Source organism: Paenisporosarcina sp. TG-14 (assembly GCF_000297555.1).
Taxonomy (GTDB): domain Bacteria; phylum Bacillota; class Bacilli; order Bacillales_A; family Planococcaceae; genus Paenisporosarcina; species Paenisporosarcina antarctica.
This window is the reverse complement of record NZ_AMGD01000021.1, coordinates 41354-66058: the sequence shown is the minus strand read 5'-3', so window position 1 is coordinate 66058 and position 24705 is coordinate 41354. Positions and strand designations below refer to the sequence as shown.

30 protein-coding genes and 1 riboswitch are annotated in these 24705 nt (G+C 36.8%); of the genes, 29 read left to right on the top strand and 1 reads right to left on the bottom strand.

Going from position 1 to position 24705, the window contains the following annotated elements; genetic code table 11:
* Positions 1–13 precede the first annotated feature (13 nt).
* The 9 genes from comGC (at position 14) to gcvPB (ending at position 6622) form a co-directional block, all read left to right on the top strand.
* Positions 14–343 (top strand): competence type IV pilus major pilin ComGC, encoded by a 330-nt coding sequence (gene comGC, locus C406_RS0108050; RefSeq protein ID WP_017380092.1) that lies wholly within the window; start codon positions 14–16, stop codon positions 341–343.
* Positions 344–353: 10 nt separating this feature from the next.
* Complete coding sequence (locus C406_RS0108045; RefSeq protein WP_017380091.1) at positions 354–761, top strand: hypothetical protein; 408 nt, start codon at positions 354–356, stop codon at positions 759–761.
* Complete coding sequence (locus C406_RS0108040) at positions 751–1050, top strand: hypothetical protein (RefSeq protein ID WP_017380090.1); 300 nt, start codon at positions 751–753, stop codon at positions 1048–1050. Before C406_RS0108045 ends, C406_RS0108040 begins: the two co-directional genes overlap by 11 nt.
* Positions 1035–1475 (top strand): competence type IV pilus minor pilin ComGF, encoded by a 441-nt coding sequence (gene comGF, locus C406_RS0108035; protein WP_017380089.1) that lies wholly within the window; start codon positions 1035–1037, stop codon positions 1473–1475. The genes C406_RS0108040 and comGF overlap by 16 nt, the downstream gene beginning before the upstream one ends.
* Positions 1450–1629: a hypothetical protein gene (locus tag C406_RS21005; RefSeq protein WP_017380088.1), complete on the top strand. Its 180-nt coding sequence runs from the start codon at positions 1450–1452 to the stop codon at positions 1627–1629. The genes comGF and C406_RS21005 overlap by 26 nt, the downstream gene beginning before the upstream one ends.
* 50 nt (positions 1630–1679) lie before the next feature.
* Positions 1680–2198 carry a shikimate kinase gene (locus tag C406_RS0108025; RefSeq protein ID WP_017380087.1) on the top strand — a complete coding sequence of 173 codons (519 nt, stop codon included), beginning with the start codon at positions 1680–1682 and terminating at the stop codon, positions 2196–2198.
* Positions 2199–2339: 141 nt separating this feature from the next.
* Positions 2340–2432: riboswitch (glycine riboswitch) on the top strand.
* Between the two features lie 262 nt (positions 2433–2694).
* Positions 2695–3798 (top strand): glycine cleavage system aminomethyltransferase GcvT, encoded by a 1104-nt coding sequence (gene gcvT / locus C406_RS0108020; RefSeq protein ID WP_017380086.1) that lies wholly within the window; start codon positions 2695–2697, stop codon positions 3796–3798.
* Positions 3799–3822: 24 nt separating this feature from the next.
* Complete coding sequence (gene gcvPA / locus C406_RS0108015) at positions 3823–5169, top strand: aminomethyl-transferring glycine dehydrogenase subunit GcvPA (protein WP_017380085.1); 1347 nt, start codon at positions 3823–3825, stop codon at positions 5167–5169.
* Positions 5132–6622 (top strand): aminomethyl-transferring glycine dehydrogenase subunit GcvPB, encoded by a 1491-nt coding sequence (gene gcvPB, locus C406_RS0108010; protein ID WP_443146800.1) that lies wholly within the window; start codon positions 5132–5134, stop codon positions 6620–6622. The genes gcvPA and gcvPB overlap by 38 nt, the downstream gene beginning before the upstream one ends.
* Before the next feature lie 1399 nt (positions 6623–8021).
* Here gcvPB and C406_RS0108000 read toward each other — a convergent pair.
* Complete coding sequence (locus tag C406_RS0108000) at positions 8022–8402, bottom strand: rhodanese-like domain-containing protein (protein ID WP_017380082.1); 381 nt, start codon at positions 8400–8402, stop codon at positions 8022–8024.
* A 418-nt stretch (positions 8403–8820) separates the two neighbouring features.
* Here C406_RS0108000 and C406_RS0107995 point away from each other — a divergent pair, with 418 nt between their 5' ends.
* The 20 genes from C406_RS0107995 (at position 8821) to C406_RS0107900 (ending at position 24657) form a co-directional block, all read left to right on the top strand.
* On the top strand, positions 8821–9657 hold the full coding sequence (locus tag C406_RS0107995) for a lipoate--protein ligase family protein (RefSeq protein WP_017380081.1): 837 nt from the start codon (positions 8821–8823) through the stop codon (positions 9655–9657).
* 173 nt (positions 9658–9830) lie between these two features.
* Complete coding sequence (locus C406_RS0107990; protein ID WP_017380080.1) at positions 9831–12395, top strand: vitamin B12-dependent ribonucleotide reductase; 2565 nt, start codon at positions 9831–9833, stop codon at positions 12393–12395.
* 520 nt (positions 12396–12915) lie between these two features.
* Positions 12916–13155, top strand: a complete 240-nt coding sequence (locus tag C406_RS21000; protein WP_237740529.1) for a hypothetical protein — start codon at positions 12916–12918, stop codon at positions 13153–13155.
* Positions 13156–13216: 61 nt separating this feature from the next.
* Entirely contained in the window at positions 13217–13660 is a 444-nt protein-coding gene (gene aroQ, locus C406_RS0107980; protein WP_017380078.1) for a type II 3-dehydroquinate dehydratase, read from the top strand.
* A complete protein-coding gene (locus C406_RS0107975) occupies positions 13661–14722 on the top strand; it encodes a M24 family metallopeptidase (protein WP_017380077.1) in 1062 nt (353 codons plus the stop codon).
* 17 nt (positions 14723–14739) lie between these two features.
* Positions 14740–15300 carry an elongation factor P gene (gene efp, locus C406_RS0107970; RefSeq protein ID WP_017380076.1) on the top strand — a complete coding sequence of 187 codons (561 nt, stop codon included), beginning with the start codon at positions 14740–14742 and terminating at the stop codon, positions 15298–15300.
* Between the two features lie 179 nt (positions 15301–15479).
* Entirely contained in the window at positions 15480–15680 is a 201-nt protein-coding gene (locus C406_RS0107965) for a SpoIIIAC/SpoIIIAD family protein (protein WP_017380075.1), read from the top strand.
* Positions 15681–15812: 132 nt separating this feature from the next.
* On the top strand, positions 15813–16061 hold the full coding sequence (locus C406_RS0107960) for a hypothetical protein (protein WP_237740528.1): 249 nt from the start codon (positions 15813–15815) through the stop codon (positions 16059–16061).
* Between the two features lie 28 nt (positions 16062–16089).
* Positions 16090–16992 carry a stage III sporulation protein AE gene (locus C406_RS0107955; RefSeq protein ID WP_017380073.1) on the top strand — a complete coding sequence of 301 codons (903 nt, stop codon included), beginning with the start codon at positions 16090–16092 and terminating at the stop codon, positions 16990–16992.
* Positions 16992–17153 (top strand): hypothetical protein, encoded by a 162-nt coding sequence (locus C406_RS20705; RefSeq protein WP_017380072.1) that lies wholly within the window; start codon positions 16992–16994, stop codon positions 17151–17153. The genes C406_RS0107955 and C406_RS20705 overlap by 1 nt, the downstream gene beginning before the upstream one ends.
* A 54-nt stretch (positions 17154–17207) precedes the next feature.
* Positions 17208–17648, top strand: a complete 441-nt coding sequence (locus C406_RS0107945) for a hypothetical protein (protein ID WP_017380071.1) — start codon at positions 17208–17210, stop codon at positions 17646–17648.
* Entirely contained in the window at positions 17645–18187 is a 543-nt protein-coding gene (locus tag C406_RS0107940; protein ID WP_017380070.1) for a SpoIIIAH-like family protein, read from the top strand. Before C406_RS0107945 ends, C406_RS0107940 begins: the two co-directional genes overlap by 4 nt.
* A 204-nt stretch (positions 18188–18391) precedes the next feature.
* Positions 18392–18901, top strand: coding sequence for an acetyl-CoA carboxylase biotin carboxyl carrier protein (gene accB, locus C406_RS0107935; protein ID WP_017380069.1), 510 nt, complete (start codon positions 18392–18394; stop codon positions 18899–18901).
* Positions 18902–18913: 12 nt separating this feature from the next.
* Positions 18914–20266 (top strand): acetyl-CoA carboxylase biotin carboxylase subunit, encoded by a 1353-nt coding sequence (gene accC, locus C406_RS0107930; protein ID WP_017380068.1) that lies wholly within the window; start codon positions 18914–18916, stop codon positions 20264–20266.
* A 15-nt stretch (positions 20267–20281) separates the two neighbouring features.
* A complete protein-coding gene (locus C406_RS0107925) occupies positions 20282–20689 on the top strand; it encodes an Asp23/Gls24 family envelope stress response protein (RefSeq protein ID WP_017380067.1) in 408 nt (135 codons plus the stop codon).
* A gap of 127 nt (positions 20690–20816) precedes the next feature.
* Positions 20817–21206 carry a transcription antitermination factor NusB gene (gene nusB / locus C406_RS0107920; protein ID WP_017380066.1) on the top strand — a complete coding sequence of 130 codons (390 nt, stop codon included), beginning with the start codon at positions 20817–20819 and terminating at the stop codon, positions 21204–21206.
* Positions 21207–21225: 19 nt separating this feature from the next.
* Positions 21226–22086: a bifunctional methylenetetrahydrofolate dehydrogenase/methenyltetrahydrofolate cyclohydrolase FolD gene (gene folD / locus C406_RS0107915; protein WP_017380065.1), complete on the top strand. Its 861-nt coding sequence runs from the start codon at positions 21226–21228 to the stop codon at positions 22084–22086.
* A gap of 95 nt (positions 22087–22181) precedes the next feature.
* Positions 22182–23540, top strand: coding sequence for an exodeoxyribonuclease VII large subunit (xseA, locus tag C406_RS0107910; RefSeq protein ID WP_026045641.1), 1359 nt, complete (start codon positions 22182–22184; stop codon positions 23538–23540).
* Complete coding sequence (gene xseB / locus C406_RS0107905) at positions 23537–23779, top strand: exodeoxyribonuclease VII small subunit (RefSeq protein ID WP_017380063.1); 243 nt, start codon at positions 23537–23539, stop codon at positions 23777–23779. Before xseA ends, xseB begins: the two co-directional genes overlap by 4 nt.
* Complete coding sequence (locus C406_RS0107900; RefSeq protein WP_017380062.1) at positions 23776–24657, top strand: polyprenyl synthetase family protein; 882 nt, start codon at positions 23776–23778, stop codon at positions 24655–24657. The genes xseB and C406_RS0107900 overlap by 4 nt, the downstream gene beginning before the upstream one ends.
* Positions 24658–24705: the final 48 nt, after the last annotated feature.

Genomic DNA, 24705 nt, shown 5'->3' with positions numbered 1-24705 from the left:
AGGGGGAAAAGAAATGAAAAAAATTACATGCCAAAAGGGATTCACTTTAATTGAAATGATGATTGTTTTGTTAATCATATCGGTTTTAATATTAATTGCTATTCCAAATGTTACGAAACACTCAGCGACGATTGATAAAAAAGGATGCGAAGCTTATATAAAAATGGTTCAAGGACAAGTTGAATCTTACCGAATCGATGAAAAAAAGGTGCCCACAATTGAGCAATTAGTGTCTAATGACTACCTCAATGATGGCGAAACAACATGTCCAAATGGGAAAGTAATCCAAATTGATTCAAATACGGGACTTGTAACAGAACTTGTTGTCGTACCTCAATCATAAAGGATATTCCTTGCTTGAATTACTACTTGTATTGATGATCGTTATGGTCATCAGCTCAAGTGCTTTATTTATGAATAATCGTTATGTTGAAAAACACACATTTGATTTGTTTTATAATCAACTAAAACTTGATGTAGCTCACATACAATCGAAAGCATTGGTAGAAGAAAGATATTTCAAATTGATTTTTGATTCTGGTGGGACTCGGTACATAGCGAGAAGATCACTATATGATCCTCTTTTTGAACGGGGGTTGCCTAAAGGATATAGTTTGTCACAAGGTAGCACGATTACTGAAGTTGCCTTTCATGCGAATGGAAATATTGAAAAGTTTGGAACGCTAGTTTTTAGTACACCTGGAGGGTTAAAAATTGTCCGTGTTTATATCGGGAAAGGACGTTTGATGCTTGAACAATAATCAAGGATTTTCGTTTGTTGAAACAATCTTAACTGTCAGCATTTTATTTTTGATATTTGGGACATTAATGCCTTTTACTAACCTTATGAAACTGCAGTTAGCAGAAAAGAGAGAGGCATTACATGTGGCCATTACAAAAAATCAAGCGGCAACAGCTATAAAAAATGGGGATATATCTGGGGTAGTCATCTTAGATGATGTGGGTTACGTCTGGGAGTGGAGTAGTCCAATTCTATGTGTGAACTATGTGATTTTTGAGGTGAGTTACGAATCATGCGACACTTATTAACAAATAGAGGGTATACCTTAATTGACTCCATTCTTCAATTAACTGTATTGCTGTTGTTTTCTCAACTTATTTTGTTTTATTCAGTTTGGTTTAAACAAGTAGAAAAGCATTTCTTTTATTCCGAAACCGTTGATTGGGAAATGTTTTCAGTGGATATGGAAAGTTACGTGTCTTCAGTTTCTTTGATGCAAGAGCAAATTAATCATTCTGGAATTCGATATATAAAAGATGGGTTTGAGTATGATATTGAATGTTATCCATTGCTCATTCGTAAACAAAAAAATCGTCTAGGACATGAACCCATGTTAATCGGTGTTAAATCATGCGATATGCAAGTTATAGAAAATCAAGTAGTCATCCGTGTAGAGTTTGCAAGCGGGCGAAAAGAGGAACGTACGTATGAAGTATTTGTATCCTCACAATGAAAATGGTTTCTTACTTCCTGTAGCTATTGTCTTATTGTTTATTGTGTCTAGTGTACTACTTTACTTCGTTACCTCCTACATTTCTCAGATGAATATATATGAGATGTTGGAAAGTCGTTATATATCTGCTACTATTAAAAAAATGGAAAATTAGCGATAGTAGTCGTTTTATGACGATTTGTAGTAAGTGAGTGGGGTAGAAGTATGAAAAAAATTTACTTAATTGGCTTTATGGGATCAGGAAAAAGTGCAATCGGTAGACGTTTAAGTTTTTTGCTTAAAATTCCTTATTACGATATGGACCAAGAAATCGTAAAAAAGATAGGGATGAGTATCCCAGAAATTTTTGCGAAATACGGAGAAGCGTTCTTTCGTCAACAAGAACATGAATTTCTTAAAACGCTTCGAGATGAATGGTGTATTGTGTCGACAGGGGGTGGAGTGGCAGTTAATCCTAGCAATACTAAAGTTATGCGGCAAACAGGTTTAGTGTTGTTTTTAGATGCTACATTCGCAGATATTTGGAAACGTATTCATCGAGATGTCAACAGACCGATTGTGCAGGCTTCTACTCGGGAAGACTTAGAAGCGTTGTATACAACTAGAAAAAGATTTTATAAAGCTGCAACACACATTACAATAAGAACTCAAGGTCGCTCATTGAGACAAATAACTGAATACGCTGCATTTCAAGTAAATCGCTTAAAGTCGAACAATAAATGAAATTTAATTAAAAGCGTTCGCCTTTCGGTCATAAACGCAAAAAAGATTGTGCTTACATCCAATCAATGTTAGGATATAAAAAAGCGATAAGCGCTTTAGTACATTGATTTCTTTATATACCAAAACACATGTTTTGGGCGGATGAGTATACGGGGAGAGAACGCGCAAGTCGCGTCACCGAAGGAGCAAGTAGAAGCTACGAATCTCTCAGGTAAAAAAGACTCGTATAGGACGCATCTCTGGAGAACGCTATGATTTCATATAGCTACCAAAGAGGAAAGCCGATTTCAGGTAAACTTTCAGGTACCAGGACAGAGAATTCCCAGTTATAGGGAATTCTCTGTCCTTTTTTGTGTAGCGATTAAATATCTTAATTCTCTATTATTTAAAGTGAAGAAAAGTATATTTAATTGTCGATTAGGTCAGCCTTATTTATTAAAGCATATATGCCTGAAAGGACAATTTTTGCCCGTTATGAAAAGAGGAGGAAATTAAATTGTCAGAAAATTTAAAACGTACACCTTTATTTGATTCGTATAAAACATACGGAGGTAAAACAATTGACTTTGGTGGATGGGAATTACCTGTCCAATTTTCAAGTATTAAAGTAGAGCATGAAGCCGTTAGAACAAAAGCTGGATTGTTTGATGTATCACATATGGGTGAAATTACAGTTCGTGGTAAAGATAGCCTTGTATACCTGCAAAAATTATTGACAAATGATGTGTCTAAGTTAAAAAATGGACAAGCCCAATATAATGCGATGTGTTATGAAGATGGTGGCACGGTTGATGATTTACTTGTTTATAAAATTGAACAAGATGATTATTTACTAGTCGTAAATGCCTCAAATATAGAAAAAGATTTTGAATGGATGGAAAATTTTGTGTTTGATGACACTATTATAACTAATGTCTCAAATTCATATGGTCAACTTGCTTTGCAAGGTCCTTTAGCAGAAACAGTTTTACAGAGACTGACAAAAGAAAATTTATCTGAAATTGGCTTCTTTAAATTTAAAACAAATGTAAAAGTTGGCGACTATGATGCATTAGTTTCTCGAACGGGTTATACAGGCGAAGATGGATTTGAAATTTACGGAGATCCGGCTTCAATTGTCGCATTATGGGATTTGATTTTACAAGAAGGCGAAAAAGATGGAGTTCTACCATGTGGTCTTGGTTCACGTGACACACTTCGTTTTGAGTCATGCTTAGCCCTTTATGGCCAAGAACTTTCAAAAGATATCTCTCCACTTGAAGCGGGTATCGGTTTTGCTGTCAAATTGAAAAAAGTAGATGACTTTAATGGTCAAAAAGCGCTTGTTGCACAAAAAGAAGCGGGAATTCCACGCAAGTTAGTGGGCCTTGAAATGATTGATAAAGGAATACCTAGACATGGCTATACAATTTTTAAAGATGATCAAAAAATTGGTGAAGTTACTACAGGCACGCAGTCACCAACGCTTAAGAAGAACATTGGTTTAGGTTTAATTCAAAGTAAATTCAGTGAGCTTGGAACTGAAGTTGAAGTAGAGATTCGCGGGAAGCGTTTAAAAGCTGTTACCGTTGCAACACCGTTTTATAAACGTCAAAAATAATTGTTGGAAAGAGGTCATGACCCAATGAAACATCGTTATTTACCAATGACAGAACAAGATCAAAAGGAAATGTTAGAAACCATTGGTGTTTCTTCTATAGATGAACTGTTTTCTGATATACCTGAGAAAGTACGCTTTCAAGGACAATATAATATTAAACCGGCTAAATCAGAGTCCTCTTTACTAAAAGAGTTGTCTCAAATGGCTGCGAAAAATGCAGATAGTAAAGCTTATGCTTCATTCTTAGGTGCTGGTGTATATGATCACTACAAGCCAATTATCGTAGATCATGTCATTTCTCGTTCGGAGTTTTATACGGCTTACACACCTTACCAGCCAGAAATTTCTCAAGGTGAATTGCAAGCTATCTTTGAATTCCAAACAATGATTTGTGAATTAACAGGAATGGATTTAGCGAACTCTTCGATGTATGACGGTGGTACTGCATTAGCTGAAGCGGGAACGCTTGCTGCTGGACATACTAAACGTAAAAAACTTCTTATATCTGGTGCAGTTAACCCTGAATCTCAAGATGTCGTACGTATGTATGCATTAGGTCAATCGATTGAAGTAGTTCAAGTGCCGACTAAAGACGGAATAACGGATATCGATGCTCTAAACAATATGATTGATGAAGATACAGCCGCTGTTTTAGTTCAATATCCAAATTTCTACGGTCAAATAGAAGACATTCGCAAAATGGAAGGTATGACACATGAAGCAAAAGCTTTATTAGTTGTTTCTTCAAACCCACTTGCACTTGGTATCTTAACTTCACCAGGAAAACTAGGGGCAGATATTGTAGTTGGGGATGCTCAACCCTTCGGTATTCCAGAATCATTCGGAGGACCACACTGTGGATACTTCGCAGTAACTAAAAAATTAATGCGTAAAGTACCTGGTCGTCTAGTAGGTGAAACTACTGATGAAGTTGGGCGTCGTGGCTATGTATTAACACTACAAGCACGTGAACAACATATTCGTCGTGATAAAGCGACTTCGAACATCTGTTCAAACCAAGCGTTAAACGCACTTGCTGCTTCTGTTGCTATGACAGCTCTTGGTAAAAAAGGTGCTCAAGAAATCGCTGCACAAAATATTTTAAAAACCAACTATGCTAAAAAAACGTTTGAAGCAGCAGGATTTGAAGTTGTGTACCAAGGTGCACATTTCAATGAAATCGTTGTAAATGTTAAGGGGTCTGTATCTGCACTAAACAAAGAATTATTTAAAGTAGGAATAATCGGTGGATATGACTTGGGTAAAGTTGATGAAAAGTTAGAAGGACATGCGTTAATCGCAGTTACTGAACAACGAACAAAAGAAGAAATCGATGCGCTTGTGCAAGAAATGGGGTCTTTCCGTGCATAAAGAAAATCAACCACTAATTTTTGAAATAACAAAACCAGGCCGTATTGGCTATAGCTTGCCAGAACTTGATATTCCGGAAGTAGATTTATCATCTTTATTACCTGAAGGTTTGCTTCGCGAAGAACCTGCAGAACTTCCTGAAGTATCTGAGCTAGACATTATGAGACATTATACGGCATTATCAAAACGTAACCATGGTGTCGATTCAGGATTCTATCCACTTGGATCATGTACGATGAAATACAATCCAAAAATCAATGAATCCGTTGCACGTTTCCCTGGATTTGCAGACATTCATCCTCTTCAAGATGAAGATACGGTTCAAGGTGCATTGGAATTAATGTACGATTTGCAAGAACATTTAATTGAAATTACAGGTATGGACGATTTAACACTACAACCTGCTGCTGGAGCACACGGTGAATGGACTGCACTTATGATGATTCGCGCATTCCATTTAGCAAATGGCGACACACAACGTACTAAAGTTATTGTCCCTGACTCTGCACACGGTACGAACCCTGCATCTGCAACTGTTGCGGGATTCGATACGATAACAGTTAAGTCTGATGAGAATGGATTAGTCGACTTAGAGGATTTAAAACGTGTTGTAGGTGATGATACGGCAGCATTAATGTTAACAAACCCAAACACACTAGGCTTATTTGAAGAAAACATTTTAGAAATGGCTTCAATTATTCATGGTGTTGGTGGTAAATTGTATTATGATGGAGCTAACTTAAATGCTGTAATGTCTAAAGCACGTCCAGGAGATATGGGCTTTGACTGTGTACACTTAAACTTGCATAAAACCTTCACAGGTCCACATGGTGGCGGTGGTCCAGGTTCTGGTCCAGTAGGCGTAAAGAAAGACTTGATTCCATTCTTACCAAAACCTGTTTTAGTGAAGACAGAAGAAGGATATCACTTTGATTACAACCGTCCTCAATCAATCGGACGAGTTAAACCTTTTTATGGAAACTTTGGTATTAACGTCCGAGCGTACACGTATATTCGTTCAATGGGTCCAGATGGTTTGAAAGCCATCACTGAATATGCAGTACTTAATGCAAATTATATGATGCGTCGTTTACAACCGCACTTTGACTTGCCTTATGATCGTCATTGTAAGCATGAATTTGTTTTAAGTGGTCGTCGTCAAAAGAAACTAGGCGTGCGTACATTAGATATGGCAAAACGTCTTCTTGACTTCGGCTATCACCCACCTACAATTTACTTCCCATTAAATGTGGAAGAAGCGATGATGATTGAACCAACGGAGACAGAGTCTAAAGAAACATTAGACGCGTTTATCGATGCTATGATACAAATAGCTAAAGAAGTAGAAGAGACGCCAGAAATCGTCCAACAGGCACCTCATACAACGGTAATTAAACGTTTGGACGAGACCAAAGCTGCACGTACACCAGTTTTACGTTATAAAAAAATATAAAGAAATATAAAAAAAGGGTCTTTCCGCGAGAGCGGGAGGACCCTTTTTTACAATACAAGAAAGTATATAAATTTAGTGAGCCATGAATCCAGTATTCCTGGTATTTTAAGGAGTAGGTTCTAGTATGATATCGCTGATTTGCGCTCCAGGCGGACGCTTTCCACTGGGCGGGCGACGAGCCTCCTCAGGCCAACACGATGTTGGTCACAAAGGCGTTGTCACATGATGTGACGTTCTTAGCCTTTGTTCCACTTGGCGCTCCACTGCGGGGTCTCGCCTGTCCCGCTAAACCCGTAGGAAAGATATTGGACGAACTGTCATTCGTCCAATATCTTTGCGACGAGTAACCGCAGGAGCACATGTTTTTTCGTCGCCTTCCGCTTCAATCAAGTAATGTTTTCGAATTGATCACAAATGAAAAGATAACTTAAAAAGAACAGAATATATACTTTTTAAGGCCAGAAAGTCACTGTACTTTAAATAATGGAAAAATGCAGTGTTTTGCATCATGAACACTGAAATTCTGGTACTTTGAGCTAGTATTTCTCTTTTTAGAAATAGTGTAGAAGAAGTATTTCTGCTAGCTTTGTATCGCTCACGATTTCAAATAATTGTCACTAAAAATAGAACTATAGAGTGTCATGAACCCCGTGTTCATAGTGTTTTTAGTATATGGAAACTAACATGAATTTCCAAGGCGAGACTCACGCTAAACAGATAAATGTAAAGAGGTGATTCTCTTTTTTAAAGCTCACAAGTCTCCTCTTGAATTTCAGTGGAAGTGATGTTTGTTAAGTAATATAAACTTGTTTAGTAATCCTATCTAAATTTAGGAGTTGGTACATTCAGCTAACAAGACGACTTTTTATATTTATTTTTATAACATATTGTCATCACTGTTGATTTATAATTAGGAGAATGATTGAAGTGGAAGGCGGCGACTCCGGTGGGAAAAGCGCGAGCCGAAGACCCTGCAGCGAGCGGAGCGAGTGAAGCGGCTGAGGCCGTGCCCACGGAAAGCGTCCGCCTGCAACGGAAATCGCTAGATCTAAATAGAAGGCTGTCTTATTCTTTAAACTGATACTTAAATCATCTGTACTTTTTTAAAGGACCGGGTGCACTTGCCGGTTTTTCTTTATAGAGAAGAAAGTATAAACTTTTTGTCATATTGTTCGACAAAGATTTCCTGGTCGTTTTGGACGGCAGACATACTGCACAATAACCTAGAAAAGTGAATAAGTATAGGACTCGCCCTTTATTTTTTCACCTTAAAAGATTAGGGTTTCCAAGGAGAAGTTGTATTGAATCTCCTTAGCTTACACTTAAATTAATCGTACTTTCCTAGCATTACTTTTTAGAAGAAAAAAAGGTTCCTCCAAATGGAAGAACCTTAATATACTTATTTTGTTTTTATTTTACCAGTCCATTGGCGGAAACCGCCTTTTAATTGATAAATCTGTGTGCATCCTTTTTTCTTTAAAAACAAAGCTGTACGTGCACTTCTTGCGCTATTTTGGCAATATAAATAGACGGGCTTGTCTGGACGAATCTCTTTAAAACGTTGACGCATTTGTGATGAAGGAATGTTACGAGAACCTAGAATGTGGCCTCCGTCAAATTCTTTTGGTTCACGAACGTCTACAAGTTGTGCTTTTCGGTATCCTTCAATAAACTGTTCTTGCGATAAAACTGACACGGCTTTTTTTAATCGGAGTGATGAAATTAAAAAATAGATCACTAACCCAAATAAACCGGCAGCAATAATATATAAATACTCCACAACTTATTTCCCCTTTCTCTCTCTATGTTCTTATTATACAAGTTTATAGATAGAAAACCCACTTTTTTAAGAGGAAATGAATTGCTTTTACCTAAATATAAATGGTCAAAAAAGGATCGTATGTTCCTTTTTAGTGTAATTGATAAAAGAAACCATTAAAATTGCTAGTAAGTTTAGCGATTTTAAAAATATGCTACTAAAATACATCCATCATAGTACGATTGGCACGGTAAATCGATCGATAACGAAGTGGTATGATAAAAAATTATCGGACCTTGATGTTGTTGCCCTATACAGAAGAGAATTTCAGAAGCAGAAGAAAAAAGCGAATGCTTCCATTTTCAAAGTCTAAAAAATAAACAGTAGCCACAGAACAATCATTTTGTTAATATAAATAGCATTGCGAGGAGGAAAATACATGTCTAAACCGATTTGGTATTTTATTAATTCTGGTGCTTGTCGTCCATCCTTTAATATGGCGTTAGATGAAGCGTTACTAGACTGGCATAGTGAAGGACTCCTCCCACCAGTTATACGTTTCTACAGATGGAATCCTGCCACATTATCTATTGGATACTTCCAAAATGTGGCTAAAGAAATTAATATGGAAGAAGTTAAAAAGCATAACTTAGGTTTTGTTCGTCGTCCAACTGGTGGTCGAGGAGTTTTGCATGAACATGAGTTAACATATAGTGTGATTGTTAGTGAAGACTATCCAAATATGCCTAGGACAGTTACCGAAGCATATCGCGTTTTAAGCGAAGGATTATTAATTGGATTTCAAAAACTTGGGTTAGATGCCTATTTTTCAGTGCCTGATACAGAAGAGAAAAAAAGTGATTTAAAAAATCCTAAAAGTGCTGTTTGTTTTGATACACCATCTTGGTATGAGTTGGTAGTAGAAGGTAAGAAAGTAGCAGGCAGTGCACAAACGCGACAAAAAGGTGTTATCCTACAGCACGGAGCGATCTTACTCGATTTGGATGAAGACAAACTCGTCTCTTTATTTAACTATAGATCTGAAGAGATGAAAGCTCGTGTTCTTAGGGGAATATCTGAAAAAGCAGTTGCGATTAATCGTATTCTCAAAACTCCCGCAACTATTGAAGAATGTATAGAAGCATTTAAAAGTGGATTTGCAGAGGGGTTAAATGTTAATCTTGAGCCTTATTCTCTGACAAATGACCAATTAGAATATGTAAAAGCGTTAGAGACTAGGCGTTATGCAAATGATGATTGGACTTATCGAAAATAGAGGGTATAAAGTATTATTTTTAATATAAAATAAGGATTATTTGCCTATAGACGTTGCGTATGTATGTTCGACCATACATGCGCTTCAATTGATTTAAATATCAATATGTAGTAATATATTTAATTATACACACTATATATAGTGTTTTTTACCTTACATAGGAGGAATGAATTATGGTACTAATTTCTAAAGATACGATTGGTAAATTGAACATTAATGCATTGAATCAGGACATAGCATCTTTCACTCAAGTACACCCCATTACACCAGACATGACATTGACGCACAAAGGTGTTTCTCGGTTAGTAATGCTCGATCGTTATTCGTTTAAAGATATGTCAAAGGAAACGTTGAAAGCAGGAGATTTCGTCGTATTAACGGTGAAAGAAGATCCTAAATTCCCAGCTCGTGGCTTAGGCTATATTGTCTCTATAGACCGTGCAACAAACAAGGCAAAAGTGTTAATTGAAGAGGACTACAGAAGTGCCATTGATGACCCAACTGAACAACAATCGGGAATCGTTAATCGTTCAATACATGTAATTGAAAAACCGCTGGAAGTTTATTATGAACAAATTGCAAAACGTAATGCAACTGGATTAGCATCAGTAGAAACAACTGAAGAAAAGAAACAAGAATGGTTCCAAAAGTTTTATGAACAATTGGTAGCATTGAAATTTATACCTGCTGGACGAGTTCTTTATGGAGCGGGAGCAGGTACCGATGTAACCTATTTCAACTGTTATGTTATGCCGTTTGTGCCGGATTCGCGTGAAGGGATTTCTGATCATCGTAAACAAGTGATGGAAATCATGAGTCGTGGTGGTGGCGTTGGAACGAATGGATCAACACTACGTCCACGTAATACGCTTGCAAAAGGTGTTAACGGAAAATCATCTGGCTCTGTATCATGGTTAGACGATATCGCGAAGTTAACTCATCTAGTTGAACAAGGTGGCAGCCGACGTGGTGCTCAAATGATCATGCTAGCTGATTGGCATCCTGATATTGCAGAATTTATTATTTCAAAAATGCAAAATCCTAGAATTCTTCGCTTTTTAATCGAGAATACAGAGGATGAAACCATCAAAGAACTAGCGAAAGATAAACTTAACTTTAAACCTTTAACACAGCAAGAAGAAGCGATGTATCAAGGGATAGTTAATTACAAGGCAATACCTGGTCTAGGTGGATTTAGTGATGGAATTATCCGCGATGCAGAGACAAAGTTAACAGATGGTGGTACTTACAGCGTAAACAATTCAGAGTTTTTAACTGGTGCTAATATTTCAGTTACGCTAACTGATGACTTTATGAAAGAAGTAGAACTAGATGGCGATCATGCACTTCGATTCCCTGCTGTTGAAACTTACACTTCTGAAGAAATGGCTGTTTATAATGAGAAATGGCATGAAATTGGAGACATTCGTGAATGGGAAAAACAAGGTCATAGCGTACGTACTTATCGTACGATGAAAGCGAAAGACTTATGGAATTTAATCAACATTTGCGCAACATACTCAGCAGAACCTGGGATTTTCTTTATTGATAATGCAAATGAAATGACCAATGCAAAAGCATATGGACAACAAGTGGTAGCAACGAATCCATGCGGAGAACAACCTTTAGCGCCATATTCAGTATGCAACTTGGCAGCTGTCAATTTAGCACAATTTGCTCAAAAAGAGTCGAAAACAGTCGATTTTGAAGGTCTAAAAGAAACCGTGCGTGTCGGTGTACGTATGCAAGATAACGTGATTGATGCAACACCTTACTTCTTGGAAGAGAACGAAGTACAAGCCCGTGGTGAACGTCGTGTTGGCCTTGGTGTTATGGGACTAGCTGACTTACTAATTTATTGTGAAAAAGAATATGGATCAGATGAAGGTAATGTTTTAGTTGATCAAATTTTTGAAACAATTGCTGTAGCAGCGTATGAAACTTCTGCTGAGCTTGCAAAAGAACGTGGGAGCTTCCCGTTCTTACAAGGTGAAACGGAAGAAGAAACAAATCGATTGCGCCAAGCTTTCATTAATACAGGATTCATGAAAAAAATGGTACCTCATGTTAGAGAATCGATTATTGAAAATGGAATTCGCAACTCTCACTTATTAACTGTCGCACCAACGGGATCAACAGGCACAATGGTTGGAGTATCAACAGGGTTAGAACCTTATTTCTCATTCACATATTATCGTAGTGGTCGTTTGGGTAAATTCATTGAAGTAAAAGCTGATATTGTACGTGAATACTTAGAAGCAAATCCACATGTAGATGCTAATAATTTGCCAGAGTGGTTTAAAGCATCGATGGAATTAGCACCTGAAGCCCATGCTGATGTGCAGTGTATTATTCAACGTTGGATTGATAGTTCTATTTCTAAAACAGTAAATGCACCTCGTGGATATACAGTGGAACAAGTACAAGGTGTATACGAACGACTGTATCGTGGTGGAGCAAAAGGTGGAACAGTGTATGTTGACGGAAGTCGAGATGCACAAGTATTAACACTTAAAGCCGAAGAAAATGTAATGGATGAACATCATTATGAAGAGAAAATCATGGGAAATCGTCCGATTGTATTAGTAGATACCATCCAAGCTTTACGCTCTACAACGGTGACAATTGGTTCTGAAGCAGGAAACAAATGTCCGGTATGTAGACAAGGGACAGTGGAAGAAATGGGTGGCTGCAATACATGTACAAGTTGCGGTGCACAACTTAAATGTGGACTTTAGAACAAAGTATTGAAACGACTATAGCCACAAATGAATCAATATAATAAAAAAACGCCGCCCATTGTATCTTACTTGATACAATGGGCGGCGTTTCTATTTCTATATATTTGTTGAAGTCATTGCTACTCCAACCTTTTTATCTGGAGGCTCTTCCGGTGTTAATCATAAACATCAATATTCTGAATATCGAGAGACTGGGACATCACATAATACACTGGTTGCTAAATGTTGATTTTTGTATAGCTCAATCATTTTACTAAAGTTTTTTCAAATCACAGAAAATATGATTAGAGTGAGTGATATCAGTCAAAAATGGAATATAGAAAGGATTGTGATTTGATTGAAAAGTACTCATTATTTTTGGATATCATCTGCACATGCTGCAGTTTTTACAAGTATATTAGGTTTTCTACATGTATTTAAATTTATATCTTGGAACCCAATAAACTGGACAAAGATACAAATATTTTCTCAAACGCATATTTCAGTGAAGTGGCTTCTTACACTTTTTGTTGTTTTTATGGTAATCAATATTGTGATGGGATTGTTCCTACTTGTCAAAAAAATGCCAACAGTTGTAACATCTATTGTCGTAGGGGGTGCTACTTGGCTGTTGCTAGAGTGGTCTATATATCAAAATTTCACACACATTAAATGGAGTTCAATACCAATATTAACGGTCATTATATTAATTTGTCGAGCGCTTGCAGAAACAATTAATTACTATGACCGTGAAGTGTACGAGGACAAACGAAAGTAGTTGCTGCAAACATTTGTTATGCTAAAATGGAAGGGAACGTGATGCAACAGGAGGGAAAAGGATGAACATTCTTTGTTTGAATGGTCCAAACTTAAATAGATTAGGAAAACGTGAACCTGCAATTTATGGGTCAGAAACGTTGGAAGATGTGAATCAATCACTTATTACATGCGGTCAAGCATTAAATGTCCTGATCGAATGTAAACAATCCAATCATGAAGGTGTATTAATTGATTGGTTACACCTTGCAGAAGAAGATAATATCGACGGCATTATTTTTAATCCAGGAGCGTATACGCATACTAGCTATGCGATACGTGATGCCATATTATCTATATCGATTCCGGTTATTGAGGTTCATATTTCTAATATCCATAGTAGAGAAAGTTTTCGGCACAAATCTGTTATAGCTGCCGCTTGTGTTGGACAAATTTCTGGTCTTGGAACATTTGGTTATACGTTAGCGCTGGAAACATTTTTACATAGAAGAAATGGGGAATCGTAAATGGGGAAGTTATCTAAATTACGTCAAGCATTAGTGGAAAATGAGATTGATGCGTTGCTTATAACAAGTGGTTATAATCGCAGATACATAACTGATTTTACCGGAACAGCTGGAGTTGCAATTATATCAAAAGAACAAGCTATTTTTATTACGGATTTCCGTTACTTAGAACAGGCTGAAAAACAAATTTCTGGATTTGAAATTGTGAAACATACTAAAACATTAGTAGAAGAAGTTACTGTTCAATTAGATAAAATGGCTGTGAAAAAGGTTGGTTTTGAGAAAGATGACATGACCTATTCAATGTATGAAAGCTATAAAAAGGCCGTTAATACTGAACTTGTACCAGTATCAGGTCTTGTAGAGAAAATACGCTTGATTAAGACACCTGAAGAGATTAAGATTATTAAGGCTGCCGCAGATATTGCAGATGCGGCTTTTAATCACATTATAACGTTTATCGCACCTGGAAAAACTGAATTAGAAGTTTCAAATGAATTAGAGTTCTTCATGCGTAAACAAGGAGCCACATCTTCTTCATTTGATATAATCGTTGCATCTGGCCTACGTTCGGCACTCCCGCACGGTGTCGCAAGTGATAAAATTATAGAAAAAGGTGATTTTGTTACATTAGACTTTGGTGCATTGTATAATGGATATGTATCTGACGTAACAAGAACTGTTGCTGTTGGGGAACCTAGTGACCATTTAAAAGAAATCTACCAAATTGTCTTAGATTCACAAATGTTGTCGTTGGAAAAAATTAAACCAGGTATGACTGGAATTGAAGCAGATGCTGTGGCACGTGATTACATTAAATCAAAAGGGTACGGAGAAGCATTCGGTCATTCTTTAGGTCATGGAATCGGATTAGAAGTTCATGAAGGACCAGGATTATCATTCCGTTCGGAAACCGTTCTCGAAGAGGGTATGGTAATCACAATTGAACCGGGTATTTATCTACCAGGTGTCGGTGGTGTAAGAATTGAAGATGATGCAGTCGTGACAGCTACAGGCACTGACAGAATAACACATTCTACAAAAGAGTTACTTATCTTATAATTTTTGGGGGAACACACATGATTTCAGTTAATGATTTTAAAACAGGTTTAACAATCGAAGTAGATGGTAGCATTTGGCGCGTACTAGATTTCCAACATGTTAAACCAGGTAAAGGTGCAGCGTTTGTTCGTTCTAAACTGCGCAACATTCGTACAGGTGCAGTGAATGAAAAAACATTCCGCGCTGGAGAAAAAGTGAAAAAAGCGCAAATTGATAACCGTAAAATGCAGTATTTATATGCTAGCGGGGATCAACACAATTTCATGGATACTGAATCATATGAGCAGATTGAACTTGAATCAAAACAAATCGAGTATGAGTTGAAATTCCTGCGTGAAAACATGGAAGTTCATATCATGCAGTATCAAGGTGAAATTTTAGGTGTTGAATTGCCTAACTCTGTTGTCTTAGAAGTAACAGAAACTGAACCTGGTATTAAGGGTGATACTACTAGTGGCGGTACAAAAGCTGCCATTTTAGAAACTGGGCTTTCTGTACAAGTACCATTCTTTATCAACCAAGGTGACAAGTTAATTATTAACACAACAGACGCTGCTTACGTTTCAAGAGCGCAGTAATAATAAAAGCGGGAAGTGCCGCTTTATCCTGATCTAAAATGGTGCTCGTATACTACCGCTTCGAATATAAATTTAAAGTTACTAAATGCATTCAAATTGCATTTGGTAACTTTTTTTTTCATGTTTGTTCCTTTTTGAGCATACGATAAATAGACTGAGGAGGGGACAAGTCGGAATTCATGGATATAATTCGGGTTGCGGGGATTGGAGTAATTCTTGCATTGTTGCACCTATTCTTTGAACAAACAGGAAAGAAAGAGTTTACCTTTTTTTTATTTGTTTTTGGGTACCTATATATGACCGTCGAAATGCTGCGGTTTCTACGTTATTTCTTTGAAGAAATCACTACTTTTTTCGAATGGCTCACCATTTCGGTGTAGACTATGCAAATTATCCTAGTAATTATTGTAATAATTTTCCTGTTGTTGTTACTTCAACAAATCCTCCCACAGTACACACCTTTATTTCTTAGTTTTTTCTTTTTCATTTTACTCTCTCATATATTAATTCAAATGTTTTTTCCTATTATACGAACCTTACTTGAACAAGCACCAAAAGAAACGCTACCTATTACTCGTGTTTTATTATTTTCTGTATTTCTAACATTTTTAGCTGAAGCTTTGTCAGAATGGTGCCGAAATGTGAATTTAGAAGTGTTCGTCCCAATTATTTCTATTAGTTGTCATTTATTAATACTCTCCTACTGGTTGCCACTGATTCAACAAATGTTTACTACATTGACAAGGCTGTTGATTGAATAATCCAGGTATTAAGGGGGTGAGACGGTACATGCTTGAACCCTTGTATGCCTACATTTTTGGTGTAACCAGGTACTTTATCGTTCTGTTAATAGCGATCATTTTTGCGATGATACTTGATATTTTATTTCCAAAAGCAAAACGCTGGACAAGATTATCTCTTTTTTGCATAGCTGTTCTATATACACTCACCCCTGCAATAGATGCGATGTACGATATGCAACAGTATTCAAAACAAATGATTACTGTATTCATGAGTGTCTATCCTGTGTTAGCTGCTGGATTACTTATGAATAGTGGAACCATGGCATTTTCAATATGGAATCCCGCTTTGTATGTATTCATTCAATTTACAGTGGTTCTAACAGAGAGAATCCTTATTCCTTTACTAATGACCACAATCCTTCTTGATTTTATTAGTAGGTTTCATCCAGCGACATCATTTACAAAGTTTACAGACATTATTCGAACTTCACTACTTAGTATTGTTTCAGCAGTTGTCGTTATTTATAGTTTTTTCATTTCAGTTCAAGGATTTATCTCTTGGAATATTTCAAGTGCAGTTACTGAGCCAATTAAAAAAATTATTCAGCAAAATGTTCCCTTTGGTTCATTTTTTTCTGAAAATCTGAGTACATTTACTCGTTTTTCTTCGTCCATCACATCAATAACTGGTGGAGGAATTGCTTTTACAATTCTATTAGTCGTATTAATCCCGACACTAAAAACGATAAGCGTTGCATTCTGTTATCGATTAGTGGCTGCAATCATCGAACCATTTGGGCCTGAAGACTTAGTTAATTTCTTGGATGATATCGGGAAATCGATTTTCGTTCTTAGTATCTTGTCATTTCTCATTGCCTTTGCTTTTTTCTACACAGCGATCTTCGTTGTAATTTTAGTTAAATTTTCACTTCTAATGAGGGGTGCATAATGTCTGAGTGGTTAACAGGATTAGTATTTATTATTTTATTAAGTGAAATCCTTCAAGCAATATTTCAAGAGTCAGAATCTCAAGAAAAATTGGAGGAGTATACCAAGCTGGGACTCGCCATGTACATCCTATTGTTCATCACTTCATTTTTTTATGAATAGTTGATGAATACTTCTCATATAGTTTATCAAGCCTGTCTCACTTAAGAGAGGAGCGTGATTCCATCCATTAAACCTAATCGTATAAAAAGTGGCATCTTGCTCGCAAGCCTCTTGGTATTCATGGTGTTTTTCTTATTTAATGGATCTATTTTCACAAAGCAACCGAACACAACCAGTCAGTCACAAGATACATTTTCGCAAGAACAATCATTAACAATTGCATTGGAAAAAATGGCTGGGGTAGGTGAAGTTGAATTATTTTTTTATACAGGCACGAACGAGCCTCAACAAACAGTTTCGGAAAAACCTAGCTTTGCGTTGTTTGATCAAAAAACAGAAGAGCAAACAACAATTCAATCCGTTTTGATAGTAGCAACAGGAGCGGACCAAGCTCAAACTAGATTGATGTTAAAAAAATACTTGTCGGCGGTATTATTCTTGCCAGAGCATCGAATTGTCGTCGTCCCGATGGATGAGAAAGGGGTTTCTAAATGAAAGTCAAAAAACGTACAGTGTGGATGCTAACCTTATTAAGTTTGGTAGCAGTAATTTCGGTGTATTACGTGAAAGAGCCTAACATCATGCCCTTTGATGGTTTAGCTATTTTTTCAGATGGAGCACTTGATCAATTGACAATCGATGAAGAAGCTGGAGATGATGCAATTACTCCAGTATATGCTCAAAGTGCGTTATTTGAAGAAATGAGAATGGAATCACAAAACAAGCGTAGTCAGCTTAGAGAACAGTTAACGACTAGAATTACAACAGATGAAATGTCTGCCGATGAAATCAATGAACTGTACAATGAGATGAGTGATTTAACGGTTAGAGATTCCACAGAAGCAATGCTTGAAATGCTCATACGTTCATTAGGTTATGCAGATGCTCTTGTACAAACAGATAAAGGTAAGGTAGATGTAAGAGTTATCTCGGAAGAACAAGGAAAAGCACAAGCAAATGAAATAATTCACATTGTAAAAAAACAATGGGAAGACGCTAAATCAGTAAAGGTTACATTCCAACCTGCTTCATAATGAATGAAAGGGCCCATAGAGGTCCTTTTTTTAATTTTTAGATTTACAGCATTTTCTCAACCTTAGTTTAGCTTGAGTGGACTCCTATGCGTTTCGAGTTAGCACTCTCAAATAAAGAAATTTAGGTTATCTATTTCAAATTTCCACAAAAACGTCTAAAATAGAAGAAGTACCTAATTCGATACATGGTAAGGGGAGTTTGAAATGATAAAAATTCAAGAAATCCGTGAAATTATTAAACTTATTGACCACTCATCCATTGATGAGTTTAGTTACGAAGCAGAAGGTACGAAAATTAAACTTAAAAAGAATAGTCTACACGAATCAACTGAAGTAATTGTCCCTCAATCTAATTTTGCAGCACCACAAGTTGTAGAGTCATCAACAATGGATACTACACAAGTAACGACATCTCCAACTGTAAAAGAATCATTTGCAAATATTGAAGTGAAAGAATCAATTAACGATGAGTCTTTCCATAAAATTCAATCTCCAATGGTAGGAACATTCTATGAATCATCTTCACCAGATTCACCAGCATTTGTTCAAATTGGTGATAAAGTAAGTGAAGAAGGCATCGTGTGTATTGTGGAAGCTATGAAATTATTTAACGAAATCGAAGCAGAAGTGTCTGGCGAGATTGTAGAAATTTTAGTAAAAGATGGACAACTCGTAGAGTACGGCCAACCTCTGTTCTTAGTAAAAGCGAACTAAGGGGGAAAACCAATGATGAAAAAAGTATTAATTGCTAATCGTGGTGAAATCGCGGTTCGAATTATTCGTGCATGTAAAGAGTTAGATATTGAAACGGTGGCTGTTTATTCGGAAGCGGATCAAGAAGCGTTACATGTGCAAATGGCAGATGAATCTTACTGTATTGGTCCAAATCCATCGAAAGATAGTTATTTAAACTTTAGTAATATTATAAGTGTGGCAAAGTTAACAGGCTGTGATGGAATTCATCCAGGGTATGGTTTTTTAGCGGAGAATGCGAGTTTCGCTGAGTTATGTGAACAGTGCAATATTACCTTTATTGGACCAACCTCAGATGCCATTTCAAGAATGGGCACAAAAGATGTAGCCCGTGAAACGATGCGAAAAGCAGGTGTACCGGTTGTTCCTGGCTCTACGGGCATAGTAGCAGATGATAAAGACGGACTAGAAATCGCTCGTAAAATTGGATTCCCCGTCATTATTAAAGCCACTGCTGGTGGTGGTGGTAAAGGGATTCGAGTAGCACGAACAGAAGAAGAACTTGTTAAAGGTATTCAAATTACCCAAAAAGAAGCAGCAGCTGCTTTTGGTAACCCTGGTGTATATATTGAAAAGTTCATAGAAATCTTCCGTCATGTTGAAATTCAAGTTTTAGCAGATAGTTTTGGCAACACCATTCATTTAGGTGAACGCGATTGTTCTATTCAACGCCGCATGCAAAAACTGGTAGAAGAAGCACCTTCACCAGCTCTTTCGCCAGAAATTCGTTATCAAATGGGCGATGCAGCAGTAAAGGCAGCACAAGCGGTAAACTATCGTAGTGCTGGGACAGTTGAATTTATTTTTGATCATATTAATCAAAAATTTTACTTCATGGAAATGAATACACGTATTCAAGTTGAACATCCTGTTACAGAAATGGTTACGGGTATTGATTTAATTCAACAACAACTTAAAGTGGCTTCAGGTGAAAGACTTGCGTATACACAAGATGATGTGAAAATTAAAGGTTGGGCTATTGAGTGTCGTATAAATGCAGAAAACCCTTCTAAAAATTTCATGCCTTCAGCAGGGAAAGTAGAAATGTATTTAGCTCCAGGTGGATACGGTGTACGTGTGGATTCAGCAATGTATTCAGGTTATAGAATTCCTCCATACTACGATTCAATGGTCGCGAAACTCATTACATTTGCAGATACACGCGAAGAAGCTGTTGCAAAAATGAAACGTGCATTAAGTGAATTTGTGGTTGAAGGCGTACATACAACTATTCCTTTCCACGAGAAATTAATGGATCATGAAGTGTTTAAATCAGGTGATTTTGACACGAAATTTTTAGAGAGATACGACGTCATGAATTCCTAAGAAAGGATGATTGAGATGGCTGAAAAAACAACTACAGCTTACTTGCAAATGACTCCTGCAGGTAAAGAAGCCTTAGGGAAGATTGAAGTAGCACCAGAAGTATTAGAAGTAATCGCTGGAATTGCAACAACAGATGTTGAGGGTGTTGGGGGTACGCGAGGAAGTTTTGCTACTGGAGTTGCTGAACGTTTAGGCAAAAAAGTTCATGGTAAAGGCATTAAAACAGAACTAACCGAACAAGGTTTATTTGTTGAAATTTATTGTACAGTAAAGTATGGTGCATCAATTCCTAAAGTAGCTAAAGAAGTTCAGAATCAAGTGCGTCAAGCAATTTTTAATATGACTTCTCTTGAGACGCAAGAAATAAATGTCCATATTACCGGCATTCAATTTGAACAGCAAAAAGAAACAATAACAGAATAATTTAGGACATCGTTTGGCAAGTTCGAACGATGTCTTTTTCTGAACATTTAAACATACTTCCGTGTATGTCCTGTGTACAGGAAATATGCTATGATGTGTTCGAATGTATATTAAAGGAGACTATCACATGAAACGTAGAGAAGCTCGTGAAAAAGTGTTGCAAACTTTGTTTCAGTTAGAAAACACGGAGTTGACAATAGAAGAAGCAATGAGTCATGTTTTAGATGGTCAAAATGATTCTTTCTATGAAAAACTTGTACGTGGTACGACTGAACATTTAACGCAAATTGATGAATCACTTAAAGAAAAATTAGAAAATTGGTCACTAGATCGCTTACCTAAAATCGAACGAACAATTTTGCGTTTAGCTGTCTTTGAATTGTTATTTATGCAAGATGCTCCTTCAAAAGTAGTAATTAATGAAGCAATTGAATTGAGTAAAACATTCGGAGATGACAAATCAAGCAAGTTTGTCAACGGTGTATTATCTAAATATGCGGTTGAGTCTTCTAGCTGACACCAGGGGGAATTTTGACATGTCAAGTATACTAATAAGTGGAAAAGAAATTGGACAAGCTATAAGAAGTGAACTATCTGTACGTATTGACCGCTTGAAGAATAGTGGCATAACACCTGGCTTAGCTGTTATTTTAGTAGGTGAAAACTCAGCTTCCAAGACGTATGTTGCTAATAAGCAAAAAACATGTGAAGCACTTGGTATGCATTCTCGTTTACTTTCATTTGAATCTGAATTAACAGAGCGAGAACTCATACAAGCGATTCATTCTCTTAATAACGACCCAGAAATTCATGGTATTTTAGTTCAATTGCCATTACCAAATCATATTACAGAAACTGAAGTATTGGCAGCAATTTCTCCTGCAAAAGATGTAGATGGCTTTCATCCAATAAATATTGGTAAAATGATGCTCGGTCAAGATACATTTCTTCCATGTACGCCATTTGGTGTCATGAAACTTCTAGAACACTCTCACATCGAAATTTCCGGTAAGCATGCTGTTGTCATAGGACGTAGCCATATTGTCGGGAAACCTATGGGTCAATTACTGTTGCAAAAAGATGCAACTGTTACATATGCTCACTCTAAAACCGCAAACTTAAAAGAAATTACATTGCAAGCTGACATCCTAGTTGTTGCAGTAGGTAGAACGAAAATGATTACAAGTGATTATGTGAAGACGGGTGCCGTTGTAATCGATGTTGGCATGAATCGTGATGAAAATAATCGCTTATGTGGTGACGTGGATTTTGATTCTGTAAAAGAAAAAGCAGCTTACCTAACACCTGTTCCAGGAGGGGTTGGTCCTATGACAATCACTATGTTAATGGTGAATACTGTAAAATCAGCAGAAAATGAGTTACTTCAAGACATTTGAAGTTAAAACAGGTAAAATAAAGGAAAGAAAAAAAGCTGTTTTTCTTATAGAAAGACAGCTTTTTTATTTCTTCTTTGTGAGGAGTTTGAATGAATGTGACATCAACTTCATATTTAACGGTAAAAGCTTTAACTAAATACATAAAACGGAAATTTGATGCAGATCCCCATTTACGAAATGTCTATGTCAAAGGGGAACTATCAAATGTAAAAATACACACGAGTGGGCACATCTATTTTACGATAAAAGATGAGCAAACGAGAATATCTGCTGTTATGTTTGCTGCTCAAGCTAGAAACTTGAAATTTAAACCTGAAAGTGGAATGAATGTTCTTTTGCAAGGTGATGTAAATGTTTATGAAGGATCTGGCCAGTATCAGCTGTATGCACAAGTCATGCAACCTGATGGCATTGGAGAATTATTTGTAGCGTTCGAACAGCTAAAAGAAAAACTAGCAAAAGAAGGATTGTTCCATCCTTCTAGAAAAAAACAAATTCCTAAATTCCCTCAAACAATAGGCGTTATTACGGCTTCCACAGGTGCAGCAATTCGAGATATCGTCACGACCTTGAGTAGACGTTATCCACTGGCAGAAGTGATCATTTTTCCTACATTAGTTCAAGGTATAGGAGCAGCACCTAGTATTGTGAAGGCACTTAAACGTGCAAATGCATATTCTGAGTTGGATGTTTGTATAGTCGGTCGTGGTGGTGGGTCGATTGAAGATTTATGGGCATTTAATGAAGAGATTGTTGCTCGAGAAATTGCTAACAGTAGCGTTCCTATCATTAGTGCGATTGGACATGAAACAGATACGACCATTGCTGATTTTGTATCAGACTTACGCGCACCAACTCCAACTGCTGCTGCTGAACTTGCTGTACCCAATCAACTTGAGTTATTACAACACGTAACAAACAGAAAATCACAAATCCTATCAATTGTCTCAGCAACTTTGTCTCAAGAGCGTAAAAGATTAACACGGGTCAAATCGGCATACCCGCTTGCTTATCCGGACAGATTGTATCGACCTTTTGTTGAAAAGTTAACACGTGCAACAGAACAGTTAGAGAAAAGTGGGAGAACCCTACTCCAACAAAAGCAGCAACGTCTCGATCAGCAAACAATGCGGTTAACCTTACAAAATCCGCAAAAATCAGTTCAACAACATCTAAAAGATATAGACGTATATCAACAACGGTTGCATGTAGCTACTCAAAAAAACATTCAGGCAAAAGGTCGTTCATTTAGTGCTTTGATTCAATTACTTGAAGCATTAAACCCATTGAAAATAATGGATAGAGGCTACAGTATAACGTATCAAAATGACCAAGTAGTAAAGTCAATTGAAGAACTTGATCTAAAAAAACAACTTCATATAAAATTACCAGATGGAGTCGTACTTGCATCTATCGATTCTATAACCAAACACACTAAAGGAGAATCATCATGACAAAAACGAATGTATCTTTTGATCAAGCAATTCAACAACTAGAAGAAATCGTACGCCAACTCGAGCAAGGAGATGTCCCTCTAGAAGATGCGATTTCTCTTTATAAAAAAGGTATGGAATTATCGACATTATGCCATAGTAAATTACAAAATGCTGAGAAACAACTAATCTCAATCATTGATGATAAAGGCGAGAAAGTACCATTTACTGAATCTGAAAAAGAGGATACTGTAAAATGATTTCATTCCAAAAGTTCACAGAGCATCATGTTCCAAAAATAGATAAACATCTCTCCTTTCAAATTAATTCAATTGAAGCTCCATCTATTTTAAAGGAAGCCATGAATTATTCAGTAGCTGCAGGTGGTAAACGAGTCCGCCCGTTGTTTTTATTAGCTGTTTTAGACATATTAAAAGTGGAACATTGTGAAGCTTTGACGGTAGGTTCAATAATTGAAATGGTTCATACATATTCACTCATCCATGATGATTTACCGAGTATGGATAATGATGATTATCGCCGAGGGCAATTAACAAATCATAAAGTGTATGGTGAAGCTTTAGCTATTTTGGCTGGAGATGGCTTGTTAACATATAGTTTTGGTGAACTTTCTCGTTTAAAAACTGTTCCGGCTGAAGATAAACTGGATTTAATTCGTTTACTAAGCCTAGCTGCAGGTGCTGAAGGCATGGTTGGAGGACAAGTATTAGATATAGAAAGTGAACGAAAATTAATTTCTGTTAAAGAATTAGAAACGATACACATAAATAAAACGGGTGCTCTACTGTCATATAGTATCGAAGCGGGTGCCATTCTCGCCTCAGCAGATGAGAAAACAAAAAAATCATTAACAGATTTTGGTTATCATATAGGGCTTGCTTTCCAAATCCAAGATGACATTTTAGATATTGAGGGTACTACTGAGATATTAGGGAAAACAGCAGGAAAAGATGTAGCGAGTGAAAAAAACACATACCCTGCACTTTTAACTCTTGATGGCGCAAAAAGTAAAAGAGATTGGCACTATAAACTAGCGATTCTATCTCTTCGTGACATTACAAAAGAACCGGGATTATTAGACGAAATGGCAACGTACATTGTCAATCGTAACAAATAGTGAATACGTTAATGTTTGTACAATCGTCTTACATTGATATAATGGATT